General features: G+C 71.2%; 16 protein-coding genes and 1 pseudogene. 4 read left to right on the top strand and 13 right to left on the bottom strand.

Annotated elements, in window-relative coordinates:
• Window positions 1-6 precede the first annotated feature (6 nt).
• Window positions 7-1230, top strand: a complete 1224-nt coding sequence (locus tag OOK07_RS18065) for an MFS transporter (protein WP_266797401.1) — start codon at window positions 7-9, stop codon at window positions 1228-1230.
• Window positions 1231-1310: 80 nt separating this feature from the next.
• On the opposite strand, the gene OOK07_RS18060 is transcribed toward OOK07_RS18065, so the two are convergent.
• Entirely contained in the window at window positions 1311-1478 is a 168-nt protein-coding gene (locus OOK07_RS18060) for a hypothetical protein (RefSeq protein WP_266681520.1), read from the bottom strand.
• Window positions 1479-1556: 78 nt separating this feature from the next.
• Here OOK07_RS18060 and OOK07_RS18055 point away from each other — a divergent pair, with 78 nt between their 5' ends.
• Both OOK07_RS18055 and OOK07_RS18050 read left to right on the top strand, forming a co-directional pair.
• Window positions 1557-2357 carry an alpha/beta fold hydrolase gene (locus OOK07_RS18055; protein WP_266681519.1) on the top strand — a complete coding sequence of 267 codons (801 nt, stop codon included), beginning with the start codon at window positions 1557-1559 and terminating at the stop codon, window positions 2355-2357.
• A gap of 133 nt (window positions 2358-2490) precedes the next feature.
• Window positions 2491-5682, top strand: coding sequence for an amidohydrolase family protein (locus OOK07_RS18050; RefSeq protein ID WP_266797398.1), 3192 nt, complete (start codon window positions 2491-2493; stop codon window positions 5680-5682).
• A gap of 120 nt (window positions 5683-5802) precedes the next feature.
• On the opposite strand, the gene OOK07_RS18045 is transcribed toward OOK07_RS18050, so the two are convergent.
• The 4 genes and pseudogenes from OOK07_RS18045 to OOK07_RS18030 form a co-directional block, all read right to left on the bottom strand.
• On the bottom strand, window positions 5803-6012 hold the full coding sequence (locus OOK07_RS18045) for a S1 domain-containing protein (RefSeq protein WP_266683593.1): 210 nt from the start codon (window positions 6010-6012) through the stop codon (window positions 5803-5805).
• A 175-nt stretch (window positions 6013-6187) separates the two neighbouring features.
• A pseudogene (locus OOK07_RS18040) lies at window positions 6188-7075 on the bottom strand (EamA family transporter); the annotation flags it as partial.
• A gap of 83 nt (window positions 7076-7158) precedes the next feature.
• Window positions 7159-7599, bottom strand: a complete 441-nt coding sequence (locus tag OOK07_RS18035; RefSeq protein WP_266797396.1) for a 2OG-Fe dioxygenase family protein — start codon at window positions 7597-7599, stop codon at window positions 7159-7161.
• Between the two features lie 239 nt (window positions 7600-7838).
• On the bottom strand, window positions 7839-8207 hold the full coding sequence (locus OOK07_RS18030; protein ID WP_266797394.1) for a hypothetical protein: 369 nt from the start codon (window positions 8205-8207) through the stop codon (window positions 7839-7841).
• 1438 nt (window positions 8208-9645) lie between these two features.
• On the opposite strand from OOK07_RS18030, the gene chvE reads away from it, so the two are divergent.
• Complete coding sequence (gene chvE / locus OOK07_RS18025) at window positions 9646-10731, top strand: multiple monosaccharide ABC transporter substrate-binding protein (protein ID WP_266797392.1); 1086 nt, start codon at window positions 9646-9648, stop codon at window positions 10729-10731.
• Between the two features lie 798 nt (window positions 10732-11529).
• Here the strand turns inward: chvE and OOK07_RS18020 are convergent.
• The 8 genes from OOK07_RS18020 to OOK07_RS17985 form a co-directional block, all read right to left on the bottom strand.
• Complete coding sequence (locus OOK07_RS18020) at window positions 11530-11835, bottom strand: IolE/MocC family protein (RefSeq protein ID WP_266797390.1); 306 nt, start codon at window positions 11833-11835, stop codon at window positions 11530-11532.
• Window positions 11836-12145: 310 nt separating this feature from the next.
• Window positions 12146-13126 (bottom strand): sugar phosphate isomerase/epimerase family protein, encoded by a 981-nt coding sequence (locus tag OOK07_RS18015; protein WP_266683592.1) that lies wholly within the window; start codon window positions 13124-13126, stop codon window positions 12146-12148.
• A gap of 5 nt (window positions 13127-13131) precedes the next feature.
• Entirely contained in the window at window positions 13132-13740 is a 609-nt protein-coding gene (locus OOK07_RS18010) for a nucleoside deaminase (RefSeq protein ID WP_266681509.1), read from the bottom strand.
• Window positions 13741-13756: 16 nt separating this feature from the next.
• Entirely contained in the window at window positions 13757-15283 is a 1527-nt protein-coding gene (locus OOK07_RS18005; protein WP_266797389.1) for a GMC oxidoreductase, read from the bottom strand.
• Window positions 15284-15343: 60 nt separating this feature from the next.
• Window positions 15344-16483, bottom strand: a complete 1140-nt coding sequence (locus OOK07_RS18000; protein WP_266797387.1) for an ROK family transcriptional regulator — start codon at window positions 16481-16483, stop codon at window positions 15344-15346.
• Complete coding sequence (locus tag OOK07_RS17995; protein WP_266797385.1) at window positions 16483-17862, bottom strand: carboxylesterase family protein; 1380 nt, start codon at window positions 17860-17862, stop codon at window positions 16483-16485. The genes OOK07_RS18000 and OOK07_RS17995 overlap by 1 nt, the downstream gene beginning before the upstream one ends.
• Window positions 17859-18707 (bottom strand): carbohydrate ABC transporter permease, encoded by an 849-nt coding sequence (locus OOK07_RS17990; protein ID WP_266681501.1) that lies wholly within the window; start codon window positions 18705-18707, stop codon window positions 17859-17861. Before OOK07_RS17990 ends, OOK07_RS17995 begins: the two co-directional genes overlap by 4 nt.
• 29 nt (window positions 18708-18736) lie before the next feature.
• Complete coding sequence (locus tag OOK07_RS17985) at window positions 18737-19657, bottom strand: carbohydrate ABC transporter permease (protein WP_266681499.1); 921 nt, start codon at window positions 19655-19657, stop codon at window positions 18737-18739.

Here is a 19657-nt window from a genome sequence, read left to right as displayed (position 1 = left end):
TCCTGCATGCGCAGCTACCGAGACCTCTTCCGCACCCCGGAGTTCACCCCGTTCTTCCTCTCCTCCGCCGCTCATACCGCGGCCCAGACGATCGGCTCCCTGGCGCTCGGCACCCTCGTCTACCGGGCGACCGACTCGCCGCTGCTGTCGGCGGTGAGCATGTTCGGCCCGCAGCTCGCGCAGGTGCTCGGGGCCACGCTGCTGCTGTCGGGCGCCGACCGGCTGCCGCCGCGGGCGACGCTGACCGGCATCGGTCTCGCCTTCGCGGCCGGTACGGCGGTGCTGGCGCTGCCCGGACTGCCGATCGGCGCGGTCTTCGGCGTCGTACTCCTGCAGGGCCTGATCGCCTCGCTGGGCGGGGGAGTGCGCTGGGGGCTGCTGAACGAGATCCTCTCCAAGGACGGCTATCTGCTGGGGCGTTCGGTGTTCAACATGCTCTCCGGGCTCATGCAGATCGCCGGATTCGCGACCGGAGGCATCCTGCTGACGGTCCTCACCCCACGCGCCTGTCTGCTCCTGGCGGCGACGCTCTACGCCACGACGGCCCTCGCCACCCGCCTGGGCCTGACCGCCCGCCCGCCGCGTTCCTCGGGCCGCCCGTCCGTCACGGCGACCTGGCGTACCAACGGTCTGCTGTGGTCCTCGCGTCCCCGGCGCCTCACCTACCTGGGCCTGTGGATCCCCAACGGCCTCGTCGTCGGCTGTGAGTCCCTCTACGTCTCCTACGACCCCCACGCCGCCGGCGCGCTGTTCGCCTGTGGGGCGCTGGGCATGTTCGTCGGGGACGTGACCGTCGGCCGCCTCGTACCGCCCGCGCTGCGGCCCAGGCTGGCCACTCCGCTGCTCCTGCTGCTGGCCACGCCGTATCTGCTCTTCGCGCTGCGGCCGGGGACGTACTGGGCCGCCGCGGCCGCGTGCGTCGCCGCCGTCGGATTCGGCGCGAGCCTGGTCCAGCAGGAGCGCCTGATGGCCCTCACCCCGGACGAACTGAGCGGCCACGCCCTCGGGTTGCACTCGGCCGGAATGCTGACGGCACAGGGCGTGGCGGCGACCCTGGCGGGCTCGGTGGCCCAACTCACCTCGCCCGCCACGTCGATGACGCTGATGGCGCTCGCATCGGTGTGCGCCACGCTGGCGCTGGCCGCGGCCGCCGTTCGACGGCGTGCGCCGGAATCGTCACCGGAACCGGCACCCGCACCCGCACCCGCACCCGCACCGCAGGAGTCCTAGCGGGGCCGGGCGTAGTGCGGGCGTGCTTCCGGGGTACGGCATGGCGGTTCTGCTCACCCGGCACCCCGAGCAGCTCGATCTCAGGGCCGCACCCGCACCTGCCGCGGGCCGGTCTCGCGCAGCCCCCGTGCGGCGAGCGCGGCGCTCACGCATCCCAGCGCTGCGGCCCGCCGCTCCTCCCGCTCCCAGGGCGTCACGGCCTCCGGACAGCGCCCACGATCGACGACCTGCGACACGTCACCCCGCATCCCTCCATCTCATCACCGCGGGTGCCGGGGCATCATCTGGATTGACCGTGACCACCTGTGCGAAGGAAGTGGCGAACGATGGGCGCATACGCGGAACTGCCCGGCGTCAGGACGTGGTACGAGACCGACGGACCCGAGGACGCCGAGCCGCTGGTCCTCCTGCACGGAGGGCTGTGCACCAACGAGACCTGGGCGGCCCAGCGGGCGGACCTCGCGGCGGCCCACCGGCTGTACCTCCCGGAGCGCCGCGCCCACGGCCACACCCCCGACGTGGACGGCCCGCTGTCGTACGGGGACATGGCCGACGACACCGTCGACTTCCTGGAGAGGGTCGTGCGGGGCCCCGCCCACCTGGTCGGCTGGAGCGACGGCGGGATCGTGGCCCTGCTCGTCGCCCTCGCCCGCCCCGACCTGGTCCGCAAGGTCGTGGCCATCGGCGCCAACTTCCGCCCCACCCCCGAGATCCTCGCGGACCCGGGAATGCTCGACGACCTGACGTCCGAGGGCCCCTTCACGGCGGCGCTGCGCGACATGTACGCGGCCGTGTCACCCGACGGCGCCGACCACTGGCCGGTGGTACTGGCCAAGCTGGCCGACATGTTCGCCGTCGAACCGGCGCTCACCCCGGCCGACCTGTCCCGCATCACCGCGCCCACGCTGGTGCTCGTCGGGGACGACGACATGATGACCCTGGAGCACACGATCGACCTCTACCGGGCGATCCCCGCCTCGGAACTCGCGGTCGTCCCCGGCACCTCCCACGCCGTGCCGATCGAGAAACCGGCCTTGGTGAACGCCCTCGTACTCGACTTCCTCACCAAGGACCCGGCCCCCACGATGCTCCCGGTCCGCCGCGCCCCGGCCAGCCCATCACAGTGAGCGGGCGCCCCAAGCAATCCAGCAGGGATCCGGCAGTGATCCGGCAGCGATCCAGCAGGGATCCGGCAGTGATCCAGTGTTGGCCGGGGATGTCGTTGAGCGGGAGACGTCCGGTGCGCCAGTGTGTACTGCCATGGACCGTGACCGGACCCCCACTTTCCGTCCGACCCGCCGTCAACTCCTCGCCGCCGCAGGCGCCGTGCCCCTCGTGGGCGCCGTTCCGGCAGCGGCACGACCCCGCACCGGCACCCCCTCCCTGACGTTCACCCGGGCCACCAACGGCTCGGCCACCCTCGCCCCGGCCGGTGACCGGCTGGTCGCCGAGGTGCAGGGTGTGCTGTGGTCCCTGCACCGCAGCGGCGGCACGGCCCGGCCGCTGACCCCGCCGGACCTCGAACCGGGCCGGCCCACACACTCCCCGGACGGCGCCCAGGTGGCGTTCTGTGCCTACCGGGGCGGCGGATTCCACCTGTGGACCGTCCGCCCCGACGGCTCGGGCCTCATGCAGCGCACCGACGGCCCCTGGGACGACCGCGGCCCGGCCTGGTCGCCCGACGGCACCCGGCTCGCCTTCGCCTCCGAGCGCGGCGGTGACCCCGAAGGCCCGGTGAGCGCAAGCCCGTACCGCATCCACGTCCTCGACCTGCACACCGGCCGGATCACCCGGATCACGGGCCTGACCGGCCAGGACGGGCCCCTGCAGGACGGTCCCTGGGAGGACTTCGACCCCACCTGGTCACCGGACGGCACCCGCATCCTGTTCGTCCGCGCGCAGCCCGTCGCCACCCCGCTGGGCACCGGCCTGGACGCCCGTACGATCGCCGCCGTGGCCGCCGACGGCACCGGCCCGGTCGCCGTACGGCACACCGAGGCCGCGGGCACGCAGGTCATGACCCCCGCGGTTGCCGCCGACGGCCGCCTGGCGCATCTGCGCACCACCGCTCCACCGAACGCCTCCTGCACCCTGGCCGTCGACGGCAGGCCCGTCCCGGTGGCCGGAGACATCGCCCCGGTGCCCCCGCGCTGGACGCCGGCGGGAGACCTGCTCCTCACGCTCGACGGCGCCTTCACCCTCGTACGCCCGGACAGTCCCGGGCAGCCGGAGACCCTGCCCTTCGAGGGCGTGCTTCCCGTGCGGCGGCCGCGGTACGAGACCAAGGAGTACGACCTCGGGGAGGCGGCCCACGCCCGCCCCGCGCGCGGCATCCACCTGCCCGCGCTGTCGCCCGACGGCCGGCAGATCGCGTTCGCCGCTCTCAACTCCCTGTGGCTCGCGGGCAGTTCGGGCGGTCGTCCGCCCAGGCGACTGCGCAGGGCGGCCCACACCCGCTATCTCCTCGCGCCCGCCTGGGCGCCCGACGGGCGGTCCCTCGTCCACGCCGACGACCGCGACGGCCTCCTCGGCGTGTACCGCCACGATCTCGCCACCGGTGAGGAGACCGCGCTCGCGACCGGCGGCCGGGTCCACCCCGCACTGTCCCCCGACGGACAGCGGCTCGCGTGTCTCGACCTGACCGGCAGACTGCTCGTCCGCGACCTGACGTCCGGCGAGGAACGCGTGCTGGCCGCACCCCTCGGCGGCGGCGGACTGCCCGGCCGCCCCAGCTGGTCGCCCGACGGCCGCCACCTCTCCCTCTGCGACCGCAACCGCCTCAACTCCCGCTTCCGGGAGGGCTACAACCTCATCCGGATCGTCGACACCGCCACCGGCACCGACCGCCTGCACACCGTCGCGCCCCACACGTCTATCGCCGACCGGTACGACTCCGGGCCCGTATGGTCGCCCGACGGCCGCTGGATGGCGGTGATCGTCGAGTCGGCACTGTGCCTGCTGCCCGTCGACCCCGACGGCACCCCGCGCGGCGACCTGCGCACCCTCACCACCGAACCGGCCGACCACCCCTCCTGGTCCGGCGACTCCACCACCCTGCTGTACCTGTCCGGCACCCGGCTGCGGCTCGTCGGCGTCGACGGCGGCCCGGCCCGCACCGTCCGCGTCCCCCTCGCCGCCCCCAGACCCGCGCCCGCCGACCTGGTGGTGCACGCCGGGCGCCTGTGGGACGGCACGGGCGAGACGACCCGCGACGACGCCGACATCGTCGTACGCGGCGGACGCATCACGGCGGTCGAACCCCACCGCTCCGGGCGCACGGCCGCCCTCCGCCGGATCGACGCCTCGGACCGCACCGTCGTCCCCGGCCTGTGGGACACCCACACCCACCCCTGGCAGAGCACCTACGGCGGTCGCCAGACCACCGGCCAGCTCACCTACGGCATCACCACGGCCGTCTCCCTCGGCGGCTTCGCGTACGAACAGGCCCGCATCCGGGAGGCGGTGGCCACCGGAGAACTCGCCGGGCCACGGCTGCTGACCACCGGCGAACTCCTCGACGGCGCACGCGTCGCCTACAGCATGGGCCGCGCCCACCGGACCCGGCAGGGGCTGCGCCGCTCACTGGAGCGCGGCGCCGCCCTGGACTGGGACTTCGTCAAGACGTACGTCCGGGCACCCGGCTGGGTCATGGAGGAAGCCGCCCGCTTCGCCCACGAGCGCCTCGGTGTACGCACCGGCGGGCATCTCCTCTCACCCGGCGTCCAGCTCGGCCAGGACCTGACGACCCATCTGCAGGCCACGCAGCGGGCCGAGTTCGGGCACGCCATCACGGCCGCGGGCCGCGCCTACGAGGACGTGCTGGAGATCTACACCGCGCACGCCGTGCACTTCTCGCTCATCGCCACGCCCTTCACCGCCGCGCCCCTGCTCGGCGCGGACCCCGCTCTCGCCGAGGATCCCAGGGTCACGGTGGTCATGCCCCCGTGGGACGCGGCCGCGGTGCGGCAGTCGGCCGGCATCCCGCCCAGCGCGGCCCAACTCGCCACTCTCCGCACGGAGACCGACATCTACCGCCGGATCCTGGCCGCCGGCGGCCTGGTCGCCCTCGGCACGGACCAGCCGCTCGTCCCCGTCGGCCTGTCCCTCCACCTCGGCCTGCGCGCCCTGCACCGCGGCGGCCTCTCCCCTGCCCAGGCCCTGCGCACCGCGACCGTCCTGCCCGCCCGCCTCTTCGGCGTCGACCACGACCTCGGCACGGTCGAGGAAGGCAGGATCGCGGACCTGACGGTCATCGACGGCGACCCGTTCACGGACTTCGCCACCCTCGTCCGCACGGTCGCTGTCCTGCGGGGCGGAGTGCCGTACACCACCGAGGAGTTGGTCGCCGCCTTCGATCCGCCCGCCCAGCACACCGGCGCGGCCCGGGACGACTGGCTGGAGACGGGCCGTCTGATGCGCAGGGACGGATGCTGCGACGGGCACGGCATGTAGACCGGCACGGAATGTAGACCGGCGCGGCATGCAGGAGGGCGCGGCATGTAGGGCGGGCGTGGCATGTAGGGCGGGCACAGCATGTAGGGCGGGCGCGGCAGGCAGAGCGAGTCTTCGGTGTCAGGCGGGCCCGGGCACGATACTCACGGCGGCATAGTCGTACCCGTCCTGCCTGAAGCCGGGTGCCTCCCACTCCAGGTCCACCTGCTGTCCGGGCGACAACGCCCGGAACCCGTCCATCCGGACGGCGGAGAAGTGGCCCCAGCACCCGCCGGGAGTCTCGGGGGAGTCGAGCACTGCCCACCCTAGCGAACGGCTAGGCGCGACCAGCCGATTCCAGGCCGGGGTCTGCGCCGTCCGGCTCGGGTGGCTCGACGACTGACACCGGCTGCGATGCCGCCTGCGATGCCGCCTGCGAATTCCGTTGAGCGTTCTGCTGCGAGTTCTGCTGCGAGTTCTGTTGAGCGCTCTGTTGTGCGTTCTGCTGCGAAGCCTCCTGTGGGGCGGCGGCGCCGCGGCCCCACGCCGTGCCCGCGAGCACGAGGAGCGCGCCCAGCAGCCCCAGCCATCCCGGCCGGTCCCCCGCGAGCGCGATTCCTACGACGGCGGCCCACACCGGCTCGGTGCCCAGCAGCAGGCTGACCCGGGAGGGCGAAGTACGGCGTACGGCCCACATCTGCACGAAGAACGCGAACAGCGTGCAGAACGCGGACAGGTAGAGCAGCCCGAGCCAGTCCCCGGCATCGAAGTCGGCCGCGGCCGCCCACGGGGTGCTGCCGGTGCCTGGCGCCGTGGACAGCAGCGCGAACACCACGACCGCGCTGCCCAGTTGGACCGTGGTCATCGACAGCGCGTCCGCGCCCTGCACCGACCGCATGCGCGACATCGCCAGGACGTGCACGGTACGGGCCACCGCCGCGCCCAGCATCAGCAGATCGCCGAGGGACGGTGCGCTGAACCCGGCGCCCTGGGTGAGGAGCAGGACACCCAGCACCGAGAGCCCCGCGGCCGCGACGAACGACCCGGAGGGCCGGATGCCGGTGAGCCGGCTCTCCGCGAGCGGCGTGAAGATCATGGTGAGACTGATGATGAGCCCGGCGTTGGTCGCCGAGGTGTGCACGACGCCGTACGTCTCCAGAAGGAAGATCCCGGCCAGGATCAGCCCGAGGACGCCGGCGCCCCGTATCTGTGCCCACTTGAGCGCCCGTAGCCTGCGCCACCCGGTGACCGCCAGGACCGGCAGCACCACGGCGAACCGCAGGACGAGCACGGCCAGGACGGTCCGCGTCGTGGTGACGTCCTTGGCGGCGAGATAGCTGGAGCCCCACACCACCGCGACCAGCAGGACGGGCAGATCGGTCAGCCAGGCGCGGCGGGCCGCAGGGACGGGCATGGGGGACTCCTAGGTGACGGGGGCGGCGGGCGGCAGGCGGTGCGTGCGGTCCGGTGCCAGGGCTACGCGGGTGACGCGGCGGCTCAGCGCGCGGTGTACGCGATCACCAGGACGTCACGGTGGGCGGCGAGTTCGGGATCCAGCGGCTGCACCGGGGTCACCGAGTGCAGCGTGCGGCGGTCGTCGCCCAGCAGCAGGTCGCCGGGCTCGGACAGGGTAACCGTGAGCAGGTGTTCACCCTCGTCGGAATAGACGGCGCTCTCGCCGCCGGTGACGTTGCTGCGGCCGATCAGCAGCGAGGTGATGATCGTCGCGCCGAGCGCTTCGGCCACCTGGCGTTTGTACGTACTGGACTCGTCCTCGCCGATGTCGACGCTCACGGCGTGCACCTCGCGGATGCCCATCCGCCGCAGCCGCAGCAGCAGATACGAGCTGTCGAGCCCGCCGCTGAACAGGGTCACGACGGAGCGGCCCGGGTCCAGGGAGTCGAGCTGCGAGAAGGAACGTATGAGCGGGGAACGCATGGCCTCTCCAACCTCTGCACTGGTCACAGGTGAGGAGACTTCCGTGCCGACCGCCCCCCGACAACGGATTCCGGGCGTCCGCGCCCGGCCATGACCGGACCCGGAAACGCCCTGCTGGGCCCACTCACGTCAGCCGGCTGGAACCACGGCCGTGATCGCGCGAAAGGGCCAGTTCGAGGGGATCACGCCCCTGAACTGGCCCCCGCTTCAGCACGTTCGCGTGCCGGGACCCGGGTGAGCTACTTACCGAGAACGAGGGTGTTGTCGCACCCCAGTCGTGAGCCGATGTTGGTGGTTTGCGGACCGGGTGAGACCTCGCCGTTGGTCCAGTTGCCGGACGCGGACTCGCCCTGTACGTCGGTGTTCTCGTCGGTTGCACTGCATGAGGTGCTCTGGGTGATCACGACCGTCTTGCTCTCCGCGTCGCGGGGCTTCTGCCCGTGCCCGTGCCCGTGCCCGTGCCCATGCCCCTTCCCGTGCCCCTTCCCGTGTCCGTGGCCCTTCCCGTCCCCGTGTCCGTCCCCGTGGGCGTAGGCGGTGCCTGCGCCGAGAAAGCCGACGGTGCCGAGGAGGACGGCTACGACAGCCGCCTTGCGAGTCTTGCGCATGTCTTCTCCGAGCCTTGAATCCGAGCCTTGAAGCGGACGCGCATGCGATCCGCCACGCCATAAGATGGCGAGAGGTTAATCCGTAAATGTCTGATATCAGCCCATCGGCACGCCGGATCATCTGATCAACGAGCACGTGCGTCGCCTTGGTGTCCGGCTCAAGTTCCCTGTGCGGTCAAGGCATTACGAAGCCGAACGCGGGCGTAGGCTCTCCGCGCCGAACCACCCGTGTGGCCGCGCCACGAGCGCAAGTTGGCGTGGGCCATTCGGCTCTGAACCAGGGGCGCCGACGAAACTCCAAGCTGAGAGATCGCTCGTGGTCGCCGGATTCCGGTTACCTGTTGACAGCCTGGGCGATCTCCTGCACGACCACGCCCCGCTCCGCGCCGAACGTGCCGTCCGGCAAGCCCAGTTCACATTTCACAGCTCACAGCTCACCGCTCACCGCTCACCGCTCACCGTTCACGCCTCTGCGGCCGGCCCTCACATAACGCGGAGCGGGGCGCAGCCGGGGCTCCTTCGATGTCGAGGACGGCACGAACCTTGAGGTCGCTGAATCTCTTCGCCGCTGCTTTGAGGACAGGCCCGACGACCCGAGACCGCCGCCCGGCCCGTACTGCACGCCGTGCCACCTCCCAGAACACCGCTTCCGCAGTGGCGCACAATCCCGACAGGCGGAAGACCCCGCGTCGGATAACGCTGCTCCGTCGGACGATCGGGAGATCAGCACGGCGGGCCAAGAGCAGACAGAGGCAGCGCACCACGAGGTGCCCCTCCCGCGGGCGTCTTCCAACTGCTCCATCGGGACCGAGCGCGATCTCCCGCCTCTTTCTGTAACCGTTCCAGTTCGCACCGTTGACACCCCGCACACCCGCCCCTAACGTCACGCCAGCATTCCGAACGTGTAACGAGATTTCGAACATTGAAAGGCGATTGCCCTGTGCATCCCCGGAATCAGCACGCACGTGGCCGGAACGCCGTGGCGAAGCCCGGCGTACGTACAGGAACACCCTGGCGACGGGATCGGCGATCTGCGGGACATCGAGGCGGCTGAGTACCGACTCATGCAGCGTGCCGGGCCCATCTGGCCTCAACCACCAAGTGAGGCCCGCCGGTTGTTCACTCGCCTTGAAACCTGTGCACCAGGACCCCCGACAACATCGGCGGCTGCGTGCGGATCCATGAGGGCGCCGAGCTGATCCGCCCCGGCGTGCCGCGCTGTCTGAGGTTCGGTCCGTCCAGGGCGGCCGGGGAGCTACCCGTACGGCACCCATCTGCGGGACCTGACTCTGGACCTCGGGGAGAGTGCGGCCCGACCGACTCGCTCGCGGCTAGCCGCCCGCCCTCCCGCCCGCCCTCCCGCCCGCTCCGCTGCTCCCGTCGATGCCTGATTCGCCGTCATCTTCCTCAACGACGAGAAGAACAAGGAACGATCACCATGCTCAACCGAAGATCCGCCCTCGCTGGAGCGGCCGGCCTCGCCTTCGCCTTGTCCGCCTGCGGCCAGAACAGCGAGAGCAGCTCCGAGCGCAGGTCCGGGCGCAGCTCCGTCGGCCTCGCCATGCCGACGCGGGCCTCCGAGCGCTGGCTCACCGACGGCAAGAGACTCGTCGAGGACCTGAAGGACCGTGGCTACAAGACCACGCTGGTCTACGGCGACGACGACCCGAAAGCCCAGGTCTCACAGATCGAGAACCTGATCAGGCAACGCGTCGACGCTCTGATCGTCGCGGCCATCGACGCCAGGTCGCTGAACGGCGTGCTTAAACAGGCGGCCGATGCGCACATTCCGGTGATCTGCTACGACCGGCTCATCCTCGGCACCAAGAACGTCGACTACTACGTCAGCTTCGACAACGAGATGGTCGGTCTGATCCAGGCCCACCACATCATCAAGAAGCTCGGCCTGGAGGACGGCAAGGGCCCGTTCAACATCGAGCTGTTCGCAGGCTCCCCCGACGACAACAACACCAAATACTTCTTCAACGGTTCGATGACGCTCCTGCAGCCGTTCCTGGACAGCAAGCAGTTGGTCGTCCCATCCGGCCAGACCGAACTCAGCAAGTTGACCACGCTGCGCTGGGACGGGGCCACCGCGCAAAAGCGCATGACCGGCCTCCTCGCCAAGTGGTACGGCGGCCAGAAGGTCGACGCTGTCCTGTCGCCGTACGACGGCATCTCCCGGGGCGTCCTGTCCGCGCTGAAGCACGACGGCTACGGCTCCGCCGGCAAGCCCCTGCCGGTCATCACTGGTCAGGACGCCGAACTGCCCTCGGTGAAGTCAATCATCGCGGGTCAGCAGTCGCAGACCGTGTTCAAAGACGTCCGCGATCTCGCCAGAGCCGCCGCGGACATGGCCGACGACATACTCAGCGACAGGGCGCCGTCGGTGGACAACAGAAGTGACTACAACAACGGCGTCAAGGACGTGCCCGCCCGCCTGCTGCAGCCGGTCGACATCGACAAGAGCAACTACGAACTCCTGATCCACAACGGCTACTTCACCGCCGGCGAGCTCAAGTAGCAACACGGCCCCTACGTGACACACCGGCACGAGCCTCGCCACGGCACTGCCACTCTTCTCCCACCGGTGGCCGGAGAACGCGCCGGCCACGCGGATGAGGGCCCTCGGCGACGGCTCGACCTGTACGAGTCCGTCGAGGCGGGCACAGCTGCCCGGTTCGAGGATGTCCCGGTGCCAGGGCACGCCACGGCGACCGCGAGGCCCGCCATGAGGTCCGCGCGTCGACTCGCGGCCGCCGATGCGCGAATCGCCGCCGCCCACCTTGCGCTCAGCATCGCCCGGATACCAGCTCGCCAGTCGCAGTAGCCGGTCATCGAATCGGGGGCGGAGGTTCGTAAGACCGGATCGCGTCGGCGACGTTGAGTTACCTCAAGTCACCCGCCGTGCCGTTCCATCGGCTTCCCCTATGGGACACATCGCCCCTCCTCGACACTCGCGAAGGGATGACATGCCCCATTACCTGGTACTTCCTCGTGCCCCCGGCAGGATTCGAACCTGCGACACCCGCTTCAGGAGTGGGATCGGATTCTTGCCGGGTGGTGCCTGACCTTTCTGCGAGGTGTTGTTCTGGCTGATCAGCGCTCCGCGGCCTGGGGCGGGAACCGAAGTGTGACGGCTCGTCTCACGCCGTCCGCTCACGCGTCGCGCACGCGTGAGGTGTGTTCCTGTCTGCGGCTAAGAGGGCACGGGCGAGTCTGTAGCCACTGGTTTCGGGCCGGCGTTCGACTCGAACAGCGGTCGGGATCAGATTCCCTCCGTGCCCACCTGGGCCTCTCCCGGCCGTCACGGATGCTGGTTCTAGGGCTCGATGAGCGGGCTCAGTGTGCGGTGTGCGATCCTCAGCCCCTGCCGCACCTTCTCCGGGGTGCCGCCCCACACCGGGTCCTCATGTTCGACGGAGACCGTGCCGGTGTAGCCCAGATCGTGGAACCGGTCGATGATGCGGCGCCAGTCGACCTCCCCCAGGCCGGGTACGCGGTAGCGCCACCAGCCCGTCGCCCAGGGGTCGCCACCCTTGTCCACGGTGCCGAAGAAGCCGTAGCGGTTGCGCCTGCCCGGGAACAGTTCCACGTCCTTGGCCTGCGTGTGGACGGATCCGGTCAAGGTACGGCTCGATGGTCTCGAGGGGGTCGATGCCGATCCATGTCAGGTGTGAGGGATCCCAGTTGAGGTAGAGACCCAGGCCGAACATCCACTCCCACAGCTCGGGCGAGTGGGCGAGGTTCCCCGGGTAGCCGTCGTGGTGCCAGCCCTCCATCACACAGTTCTCGATCACGATCTTGACGCCGCGCTCGCCCGCGTAGTCCACCAGCTCGGGCAGCACTTTCTCGCCCTCGCGCAGGTTCTCCGGCACGCTCAGGCGCGGGTCGCGGCCGACGAACGTACCGACCGACTCCACGCCGAACGGGAGCCGTCATGCCTGGCCCTGCCTTTCGATGTGTGCGGCGGCACGGTCGCCGACCGCCGGCCACGCCCGGGCCCCCTCCACAACGGCCCTTCCCGCCCGCAGGGCGGCAGCGGGATCGGCCGCCTCGTCCAGCTCGATGAGCACGGTGCCCGCGCCGGGCGTACGGGACATCGCGTCGGCCCATGCCCTCCACTCGACGATGCCGGTGCCCAGTTCGGTCATGTAGGGCTGCTGCTGGGCGAAGACCGTCTCGTCGATGGTGAGGTGGACGTCGATCGGCTTCACGGCGTCCTTCCAGTGCGCGAGCGCGATGCGCTGGGAGTGGCGGCGCGCGACGGCGACGGGGTCGCCTCCGCCGAGTGCGATATGGCAGGAGTCGGGGCAGAGCCACACGTAGCGCGGATCGGTCAGGGCCATGAACAGGTCGATGTCCCGCTCGTACCAGAGGGTGCTGTTGGACTCCGTGTGGAAGGCGAGCTGCACGCCATGCCGGGAGACGGCCTCTCCGACCACGTGGGCGATGTCGGCCATCCGGGTCATGTACGCGGCGTCCACGAAGAAGGGCGGACGCGTCCCGAACGTGGCCCGCATGGGCAGTGAGGCGACGAGCAGTTCCGCCCCCACCTCGGCGAGGAAGGCTGCGCGTCGCTCGGCGTCGGCGACGATCGCGGGCAGGTTGCCGTCCTGCCGCCAGCCGGGCGCGTCGCTGCCGGCGACGAACGCGCTCACCACGGACAGGCCGCGGGCCGCGAGCTCGTGGCGGAAGGAGGCCGCGCTGCCGAAGGCGCGCAGGGCCGAGTCGATGTCGCCGGGCGCGAAGGTCAGCTCCAGGCCGGTGACCCCGGCCTCCGTCAGCGTGTCCATCACTCGTTCCCAGAAGGCCCTGGGATGGTCGTAGGCCCAGTCGCGCAGGGCCTCGGCGGAGTCCAGTCCCCAGAAGTCCGGGTGGTAGAAGGTGATGACGTCGGTCGCGAAACGCGGTGTCAGCGGTGTCATGCGGTGCCTCCGCGGGCGTTGTAGACGGTGACGCCCTCGGCGTCGACGGCCTCCCGGTAGCCGCGGAACACGGCGAGCGCCTCGTCCCGGAGCACGTCGTGTACGACCTTGATGCCGCGCGCCTCGAACTGCTCGGCCCAGTCCGCGCCCAGCGGGCCCTCGTCGAACGTCGTGATCTCCTCCAGGTCCGGCCCCTCACCCGCGACCACGAGACCACGCACCCCGGACCACATGGTCGCGCCGTAACACTGCACGCACGGACGCCAGTTGACGACCAGCTCGTGGGCCGGCACGCCCTCGCCGCCGAGGTCCCAGCCGCCGGTCGCCGTCTGGGCGAGGCCCAGCGCGACGACCTCGGCGTGCGCGCTGGAGACCCCGGAGGCGAGGACGACGTTCACGCCGACCGAGACGATCCGGCCGGTGTCCTGCTCGGCGACGAGCGCCGCGAACGGGCCGCCGTTGCCCTCCCGCCAGTTGCGGTCGGCAAGGCGGTGCACCAGGCGCATCCGGCCCTCGCGGTCGGGGATGACGGCGGGTACGTCGGCCAGTTCGTCGTCGATCCACACGGGCAGCGCCACGCGGTATTCCTTCGGAATGTCGATCACGGGTTCCGGATTCCTCTCAGTGGGCGGCGGTCGCGGTGACGTGTTCGGCGACGGCGCGCGCGGCCCGTACGGCGGTCACCGCGCCGGCCAGCGTGACGTTGGCGGCCATCGCGGTGGGGATCACCCCGTTGCCCGCGACATACAGGTTGTCGAAGTCCCACACCCGACCGTCGGGGTCGCACACGCTGGAGCCGTCGTCGGCGATGCCGGCCCGGACGGTGCCGGTCTGGTGCAGCGACGAGCCGGGCGGGAGCAGGGCCAGTTCGGTCTCGGGATCGAGCGTGCCGAACTCTTCGGCGAGCGACCGGACTTCGTCGAGCGCACGGCCGATCAGCGCCCGGTCGGCGTCGGAGTAGCCGAACTCGACCGTGATCCGTGGCATCCCGGCGAGGTCGGTGTCCGACTCCGAGAAGACGAGCCGGTTCTCGGGGCGGGACTCGACGGGTGCGTACAGCGACAGGCCCACCGAGTGAGCGAGAGGGCTGCCGGCTTCATCCACATACGTGCTGTTCATGATCTGGCCGTGGAACGGCTGTACCGCTCCGTTCTGCGGCAGCCAGAGCGAGTCCGTGGCGAACTCGCCGGGGCGCGGCAGGGGCAGGGCGTCGAGGCCGATGCCGAACCGGTCGAGGTCGAGCAGCACCCGACCGCTGATGAACGCGTGCTCGTTGAGGTGACGCCCCAGTGCCTCGGGCCGTATGCCGGACGCGAACAGCAGCTGCGGGGTGCGCAGCGCGTCGGCGCACACCACCACGGTCTCCGCGCGCAGCTCGTACTCGGCGCCGTCGGCGACACGACGCAGCCGGGCGCCGGCGACCCGGCTGCCGTCGGTGACGAGGGCCGTGGCGAGGGTGCCGGTGAGGAGCGTGAAGGCCGGGTCCCCGCCCACCGCGATCGGCGGGAAGACCGTGCCCGGAGCCGTGCGCGGCATGGGCCCCGCGGGTGTCGCGGTGACGGCCATCGGCATCGGCTGCGGCCGCCGGTCGTCCGGTCCGACGCCGTCGTAGTGTCGGCCCAGCACGTCAAGTACCCGCTGCCCGACCGGAGTCGGGCCGATGGCGGCGGGCGCGACCGCGAGCAGTCCGCGCGCGGTGTCCAGATCCTTCGCCCAGCGGTCCGGGTCGCCGAAGTCGAACACCTCGTCCCCGGCGGGCCAGGGCGTCGCGGCGGTCCAGTGCACGCCCATGCCGCCCGCGTTCCACGCGAGCGCGGCAGCCGGCATCGCCTCGGCGTCCTCGCCGAAGGCGAGTGCGTGGAACATGCCGGGCGTCAGGCCGGTGATGCTGTCCGCGACGTCGCGCACCACCTCGGCGCCCGTATACAGGCCCTGGACACCGGTTGCGACCTGTTCGTTGTAGCGCGACCACAGCGCCGGGTCGTCGAGGTCGTGCAGGTGCAGGCCCGGGGCCGCGCCGATCGGCCGGCCGCCGTCGACCATGGTGATGTCCAGCGCCGGATCGGTGTCCCGCAGCAGCCGGGCCACGACGGATCCCATGATGCCGCTGCCCACGATGAGAACGCCGGTCCTACTGGTGCCGGTCATGGTCGGACTCCTGTCCTGTGGAACTTGGTGTGAGGGGAGAGTGCGGAAGACGGTGTGCGATCACGCGCTCGGGACGAGCGGGCCGAACAACTCGGTGTCCATGTGGTCGAGCACGAACTTGACGGCGCCGATGAGCGGGCCGTCGGAGCCCAGGGCGGTGGCGCGCAGCTCGACGGCGGGCGTACGGGCACCGCGCATCGCCTCGCGCACCCGGGGCAGCAGTACGTCGGCCGCGTCCTCCAGCCCACCGCCGAGGACGATGAGCGACGGCGCGATGGTCCACGACAGGGTGGTGAGGATCGACGCGATGTTCTCCACGAACTCGTCGACCTCCGCGAGCGCCGCCGCCTCGCCGTCCCGGGCCGCGGCGAAGCGGCCGAGCGCGATCCGCCGCCGGGCCGGATCCGGTGAGGTCAGCCACGCCACGGGGCGGTCCTCCACCGAGCCGGCCGGCAGCGACACCGCCTCGGCGATCTCGCCCGCGGCGCCTTCGAAGCCGCGGTGGACGTCACCGCGTATGAGGATGCCGAGACCGGTCCGGTTGCCGAGCATCGCCCACACGACGTTGTCGTGGTCACCGGCCGCGCCTCGCCAACGCTCTCCGAGCGCACCGAGGTTGGTGTCGTTGTCCGCGAACCACGGCATGGCGACGCGCCGCCCGAGTTCCTTGGGCAGACGCACGCCTTCCCACTGCGTCGTGTACACCAGGCGCCGTACGGCGCCGTCGTCGTCGATCGCGCCACCGCTCGCGATCGCACCGGCCCGCAGCCGCTCCTCCGTCCCGCCCGCGTCGCGGAGCGCCTCCAGCACCAGCGCGGCTGCGTCGTCGAGCGTGGCCTCGGGATCCTGGTAGTCACGCAGCGGCCGGTGCGCCCGGCCGACGATGCGGCCGCGCACGTCGGCGACGACCGCGGACCCGTTCAGGGTGGTGATGCGCACCGCCGCCAGCAGCGCGTGGTCGGCCCGCAACTCGTACCGGCGGGCGGGGCGCCCGGCGGAGCCGCTGACCGGCACCCGGTCGAGTTCGCTCGCCCAGCCCGTGTCGACGAGCGAGTCCAGGATGAGTTCGATGGTGCGGCGGGACAGGCCGACCCGCTCGGCGAGCTCGGCCAGTGTCATCGGCCCGGCCGACACCGCCAATGCGCGAAGGATCACCGAGGTGTTGACCCGCCGCACGGCGCTCTGGTTCATCCCGGGCATCAGCACGCCTCCGCCGTAACGGCCCCGTCCGGTACCACCGGGGGTACCACCGGGTCGAACACGCCTGAGGTGTCGGCGGTCGACCCCGCCCCGGGCCCGCCGTACTCGCGGGCGGGGTCGCCGGGCCTCCCGGTCGCCGGCTCCCAGGCCGGCGACCGGCCGTGGACGAACGCCACCAGGTCGGCGTGCATGGTCGTGGCGAGTTCCGCGGGCGGCCGCGTTCCGAGGGCCTCGGCGGTACCCGGCGCGTCGAGCACGTCGAAGAAGAACGGGATGTCGGCACAGTGCACGGCGCCACCGAGTACGGGGGAGGGCCATTCGAAGGAGTACAGCCAGGTGCCGGCGGTGGCATCGCGACGTGAGGCGGCCGCGCGCGGACAGGCGGCCCGGAACAGGGTGTCCGTCACCCGGGTGCCCGCTGCGCGGGCGGCGGCATTGCGGATGCCCGGGGCGCCACCGTCGAACTCGTCGCCCGTCGCGCCGAGCAGCAGCGGTACGCCGTGCCCGTGTACGGCCAGTCCATCGGCTACGGGCACCGGAAGGATGTCGTCGCCGACGAACGGACCGAGCACGAGCGGGTCGTCGTCGCCGGCTTCGCCGCGCAGGAGATGGACGCCCTGCTGGACGCGTTCCACCGTGAGGCCGCCGAAACCGGCGCGCGTCGGCGGCACACCGAGCCGGTCGCCGAGCCGTACGACGAAGTCGCGCGCGGCGTCTTCGCGCGACTCGAAGAAACCGCCGGACACACTGACCGCGCGGTGGAAGCGACCACTGCCGAGGGGCGAGGAGAGCAGCGCGAGCACCGCTCCGCCACCTGCCGACTGGCCGGCGACGGTGACCCGGCCCGGATCACCGCCGAACGCCGCGATGTTCTCCCGCACCCAGTCGAGCGCGAGCAGCAGGTCGCGCAGCCCGAGGTTCGGGGGTACGCCGTCCAGCGGGGCGAACCCGTCCACGCCGAGCCGGTAGCCGGGCGTCACGGTGACGATTCCGTCGCGGGCGAAGGAGCGGCCGTCGTACCACGGACTGGCCGGGCTGCCCGCGAGGAAGCCGCCGCCGTGGATCCACACCAGCACGGGGCAGGACTCACCGTCCACGGGGGCGACGACACTCAGGTTCAGTACGTCGTCGCCCGGCACCGACGGCTCCGGAATGGTGGTCGTGGCGAACAGCGGCACGCGCTGCGAGGTGGCGCCGTGCCGGGAGGCGTCGAACGGCTGTGTGAACCGGCCGCGTGGCACCGGCGCGGCGAACCGCCGCGCACCGACGGGTGCTTCGGCGAACGGGATGCCGAGGAAGCGCCGTACCCGGCCGGTGCGGCGGCCGATGATCGTGCCGGCGGGAGCCTCCACCACGTCCACCCCCTCCACCGCGGTCACCGCATTCCCGTTCCGGCGACGCCCTGCACGAAGTAGCGCTGCAGGAACAGGAACAGCACCAGCACCGGCAGCATCACGACGATGGCCCCGGCGAGCATCAGGCCGTAGTCGGTGACGTTCGCGGCGGCCTGGCTGGTTGCGGCCAGGCCCACCGGCAGCGTGTAGCTGGCGGTGCTCTGGGCGACGATGAGCGGCCAGATGAAGTTGTTCCACGAGAAGAGGAACGACATGATCGTGATCGTGGCGACGGCGGGACCCGCCAACGGCAGGAAGATCCGGAAGAAGATCCGGAACTCGCCCGCCCCGTCGATCCGGGCCGCTTCCAGCAGCTCGTCGGGGATCGACAGGGCGTACTGCCGCATGATGAAAACGGACAGCGGCAGCGCCGCACCGGGCAGGGCGATACCGGTGAGGGTGTCCGCCAGGCCCATGTCGACGGTGATCACGAACTGGGTGACGAACACCGTGGTGAACGGCACCATCATCGCCGCCATGACCGCGCCGAACGCGACCCGCTTGCCCGCGAAGTCCAGTTTGGCGAGTGCGTAACCCGCGGCCGACGCCGCCACGATGTTGCCGGCGACGACGATGACCGCGACCACGATGCTGTTGACCAGGAACCGGCCGAAGCCCTCGGTCTGGAACAGTCGTACGAAGTTGTCGAGGGTGACGTGGTGCGGAAGCCACGCGCCGGGGTCGGAGCGGATCTCGTCGAGGCTGCGCAGCGAGCCGCTGAGCACCCAGACGAACGGCAGCACCGTGAGCAGCGCGCACAGCACGAGCGCGCCGTACAGCAGGGGACGGGCGACGGACCGCTGGCGCACCCGCGTCCGTTCCTCTGTCATCTCGGCATTCCGTGGTGCGGCGATGGTGGTCATGCGCGAGGCCTCAGCATTCGGAACTGGACGATGCTCACCAACGTCACGAGCAGGAGCATCACGAAGGACGCCGCCGAGGACATGCCGAACTCGCCGGCCCCGAACTGGTGGTAGGTGTACAGCGCCATCGACTCCGTGGAGCCCAGCGGGCCGCCGTTGGTGAGCAGATACGGCTCGTCGAACACCTGGAGGTAGAACACGGTCAGCAGTACCGACACCATCAGCGTGGTCGGCATCAGCAACGGCACAGTGATGTGCCTGAGCTGCCGCCACCGGCCGGCCCCGTCGAGGGAGGCGGCCTCGTACACGTCCTGCGGCACCGCCTGCAGACCGGCGAGGAACAGCACCATCGCGATGCCGAAGTTGCGCCAGACACCGAGGGCGATGACCACGGGCATGGCCAGATGCGTGTCGTCCAGCCAGTTCGGCCCGGCGAAACCGACGGCGCCGAGCATCTTGTTGACGGTGCCGTCGGTGTTGAAGGCGTACTGCCAGATCATGGCGACGGCCACGACGTTCGTGACGACCGGCGCGAAGAAGACGGTGCGGAAGGTGCCGCGCAGCCGCCGGATGCCGGAGTTGAGCGCGAGGGCGAGCACGAACCCGAGCACCATCGTCAACGGCACACCGACGGCCACGAACAGGACGGTGTTGAGGATGTCCCGCAGGAAGGTCGGGTCCTCCAGCAGCCGGAGATAGTTCTGGAGTCCGGTGAAGTCGACGGCGAGCGGATGACGCAGGTCCGTGCCCCGAAGATCGGTGAGGCTGAACCCCAGCGCGGCAATGGCGGGTATCGCCGTGTAGAGCAGGAACACCAGGGCGAACGGCGCGAGGAACAACCAGGCGACAGCCGTTCGGCGGGCGCCCCGGGGCCGACGCGCACCGCGCGGCGTCGTCGGCCCGATGGCGGCGGTCAT

It is taken from the genome of Streptomyces sp. NBC_00078 (assembly GCF_026343335.1).
GTDB lineage: Bacteria > Actinomycetota > Actinomycetes > Streptomycetales > Streptomycetaceae > Streptomyces.
This window is presented reverse-complemented; position numbering and strand designations above follow the sequence as displayed.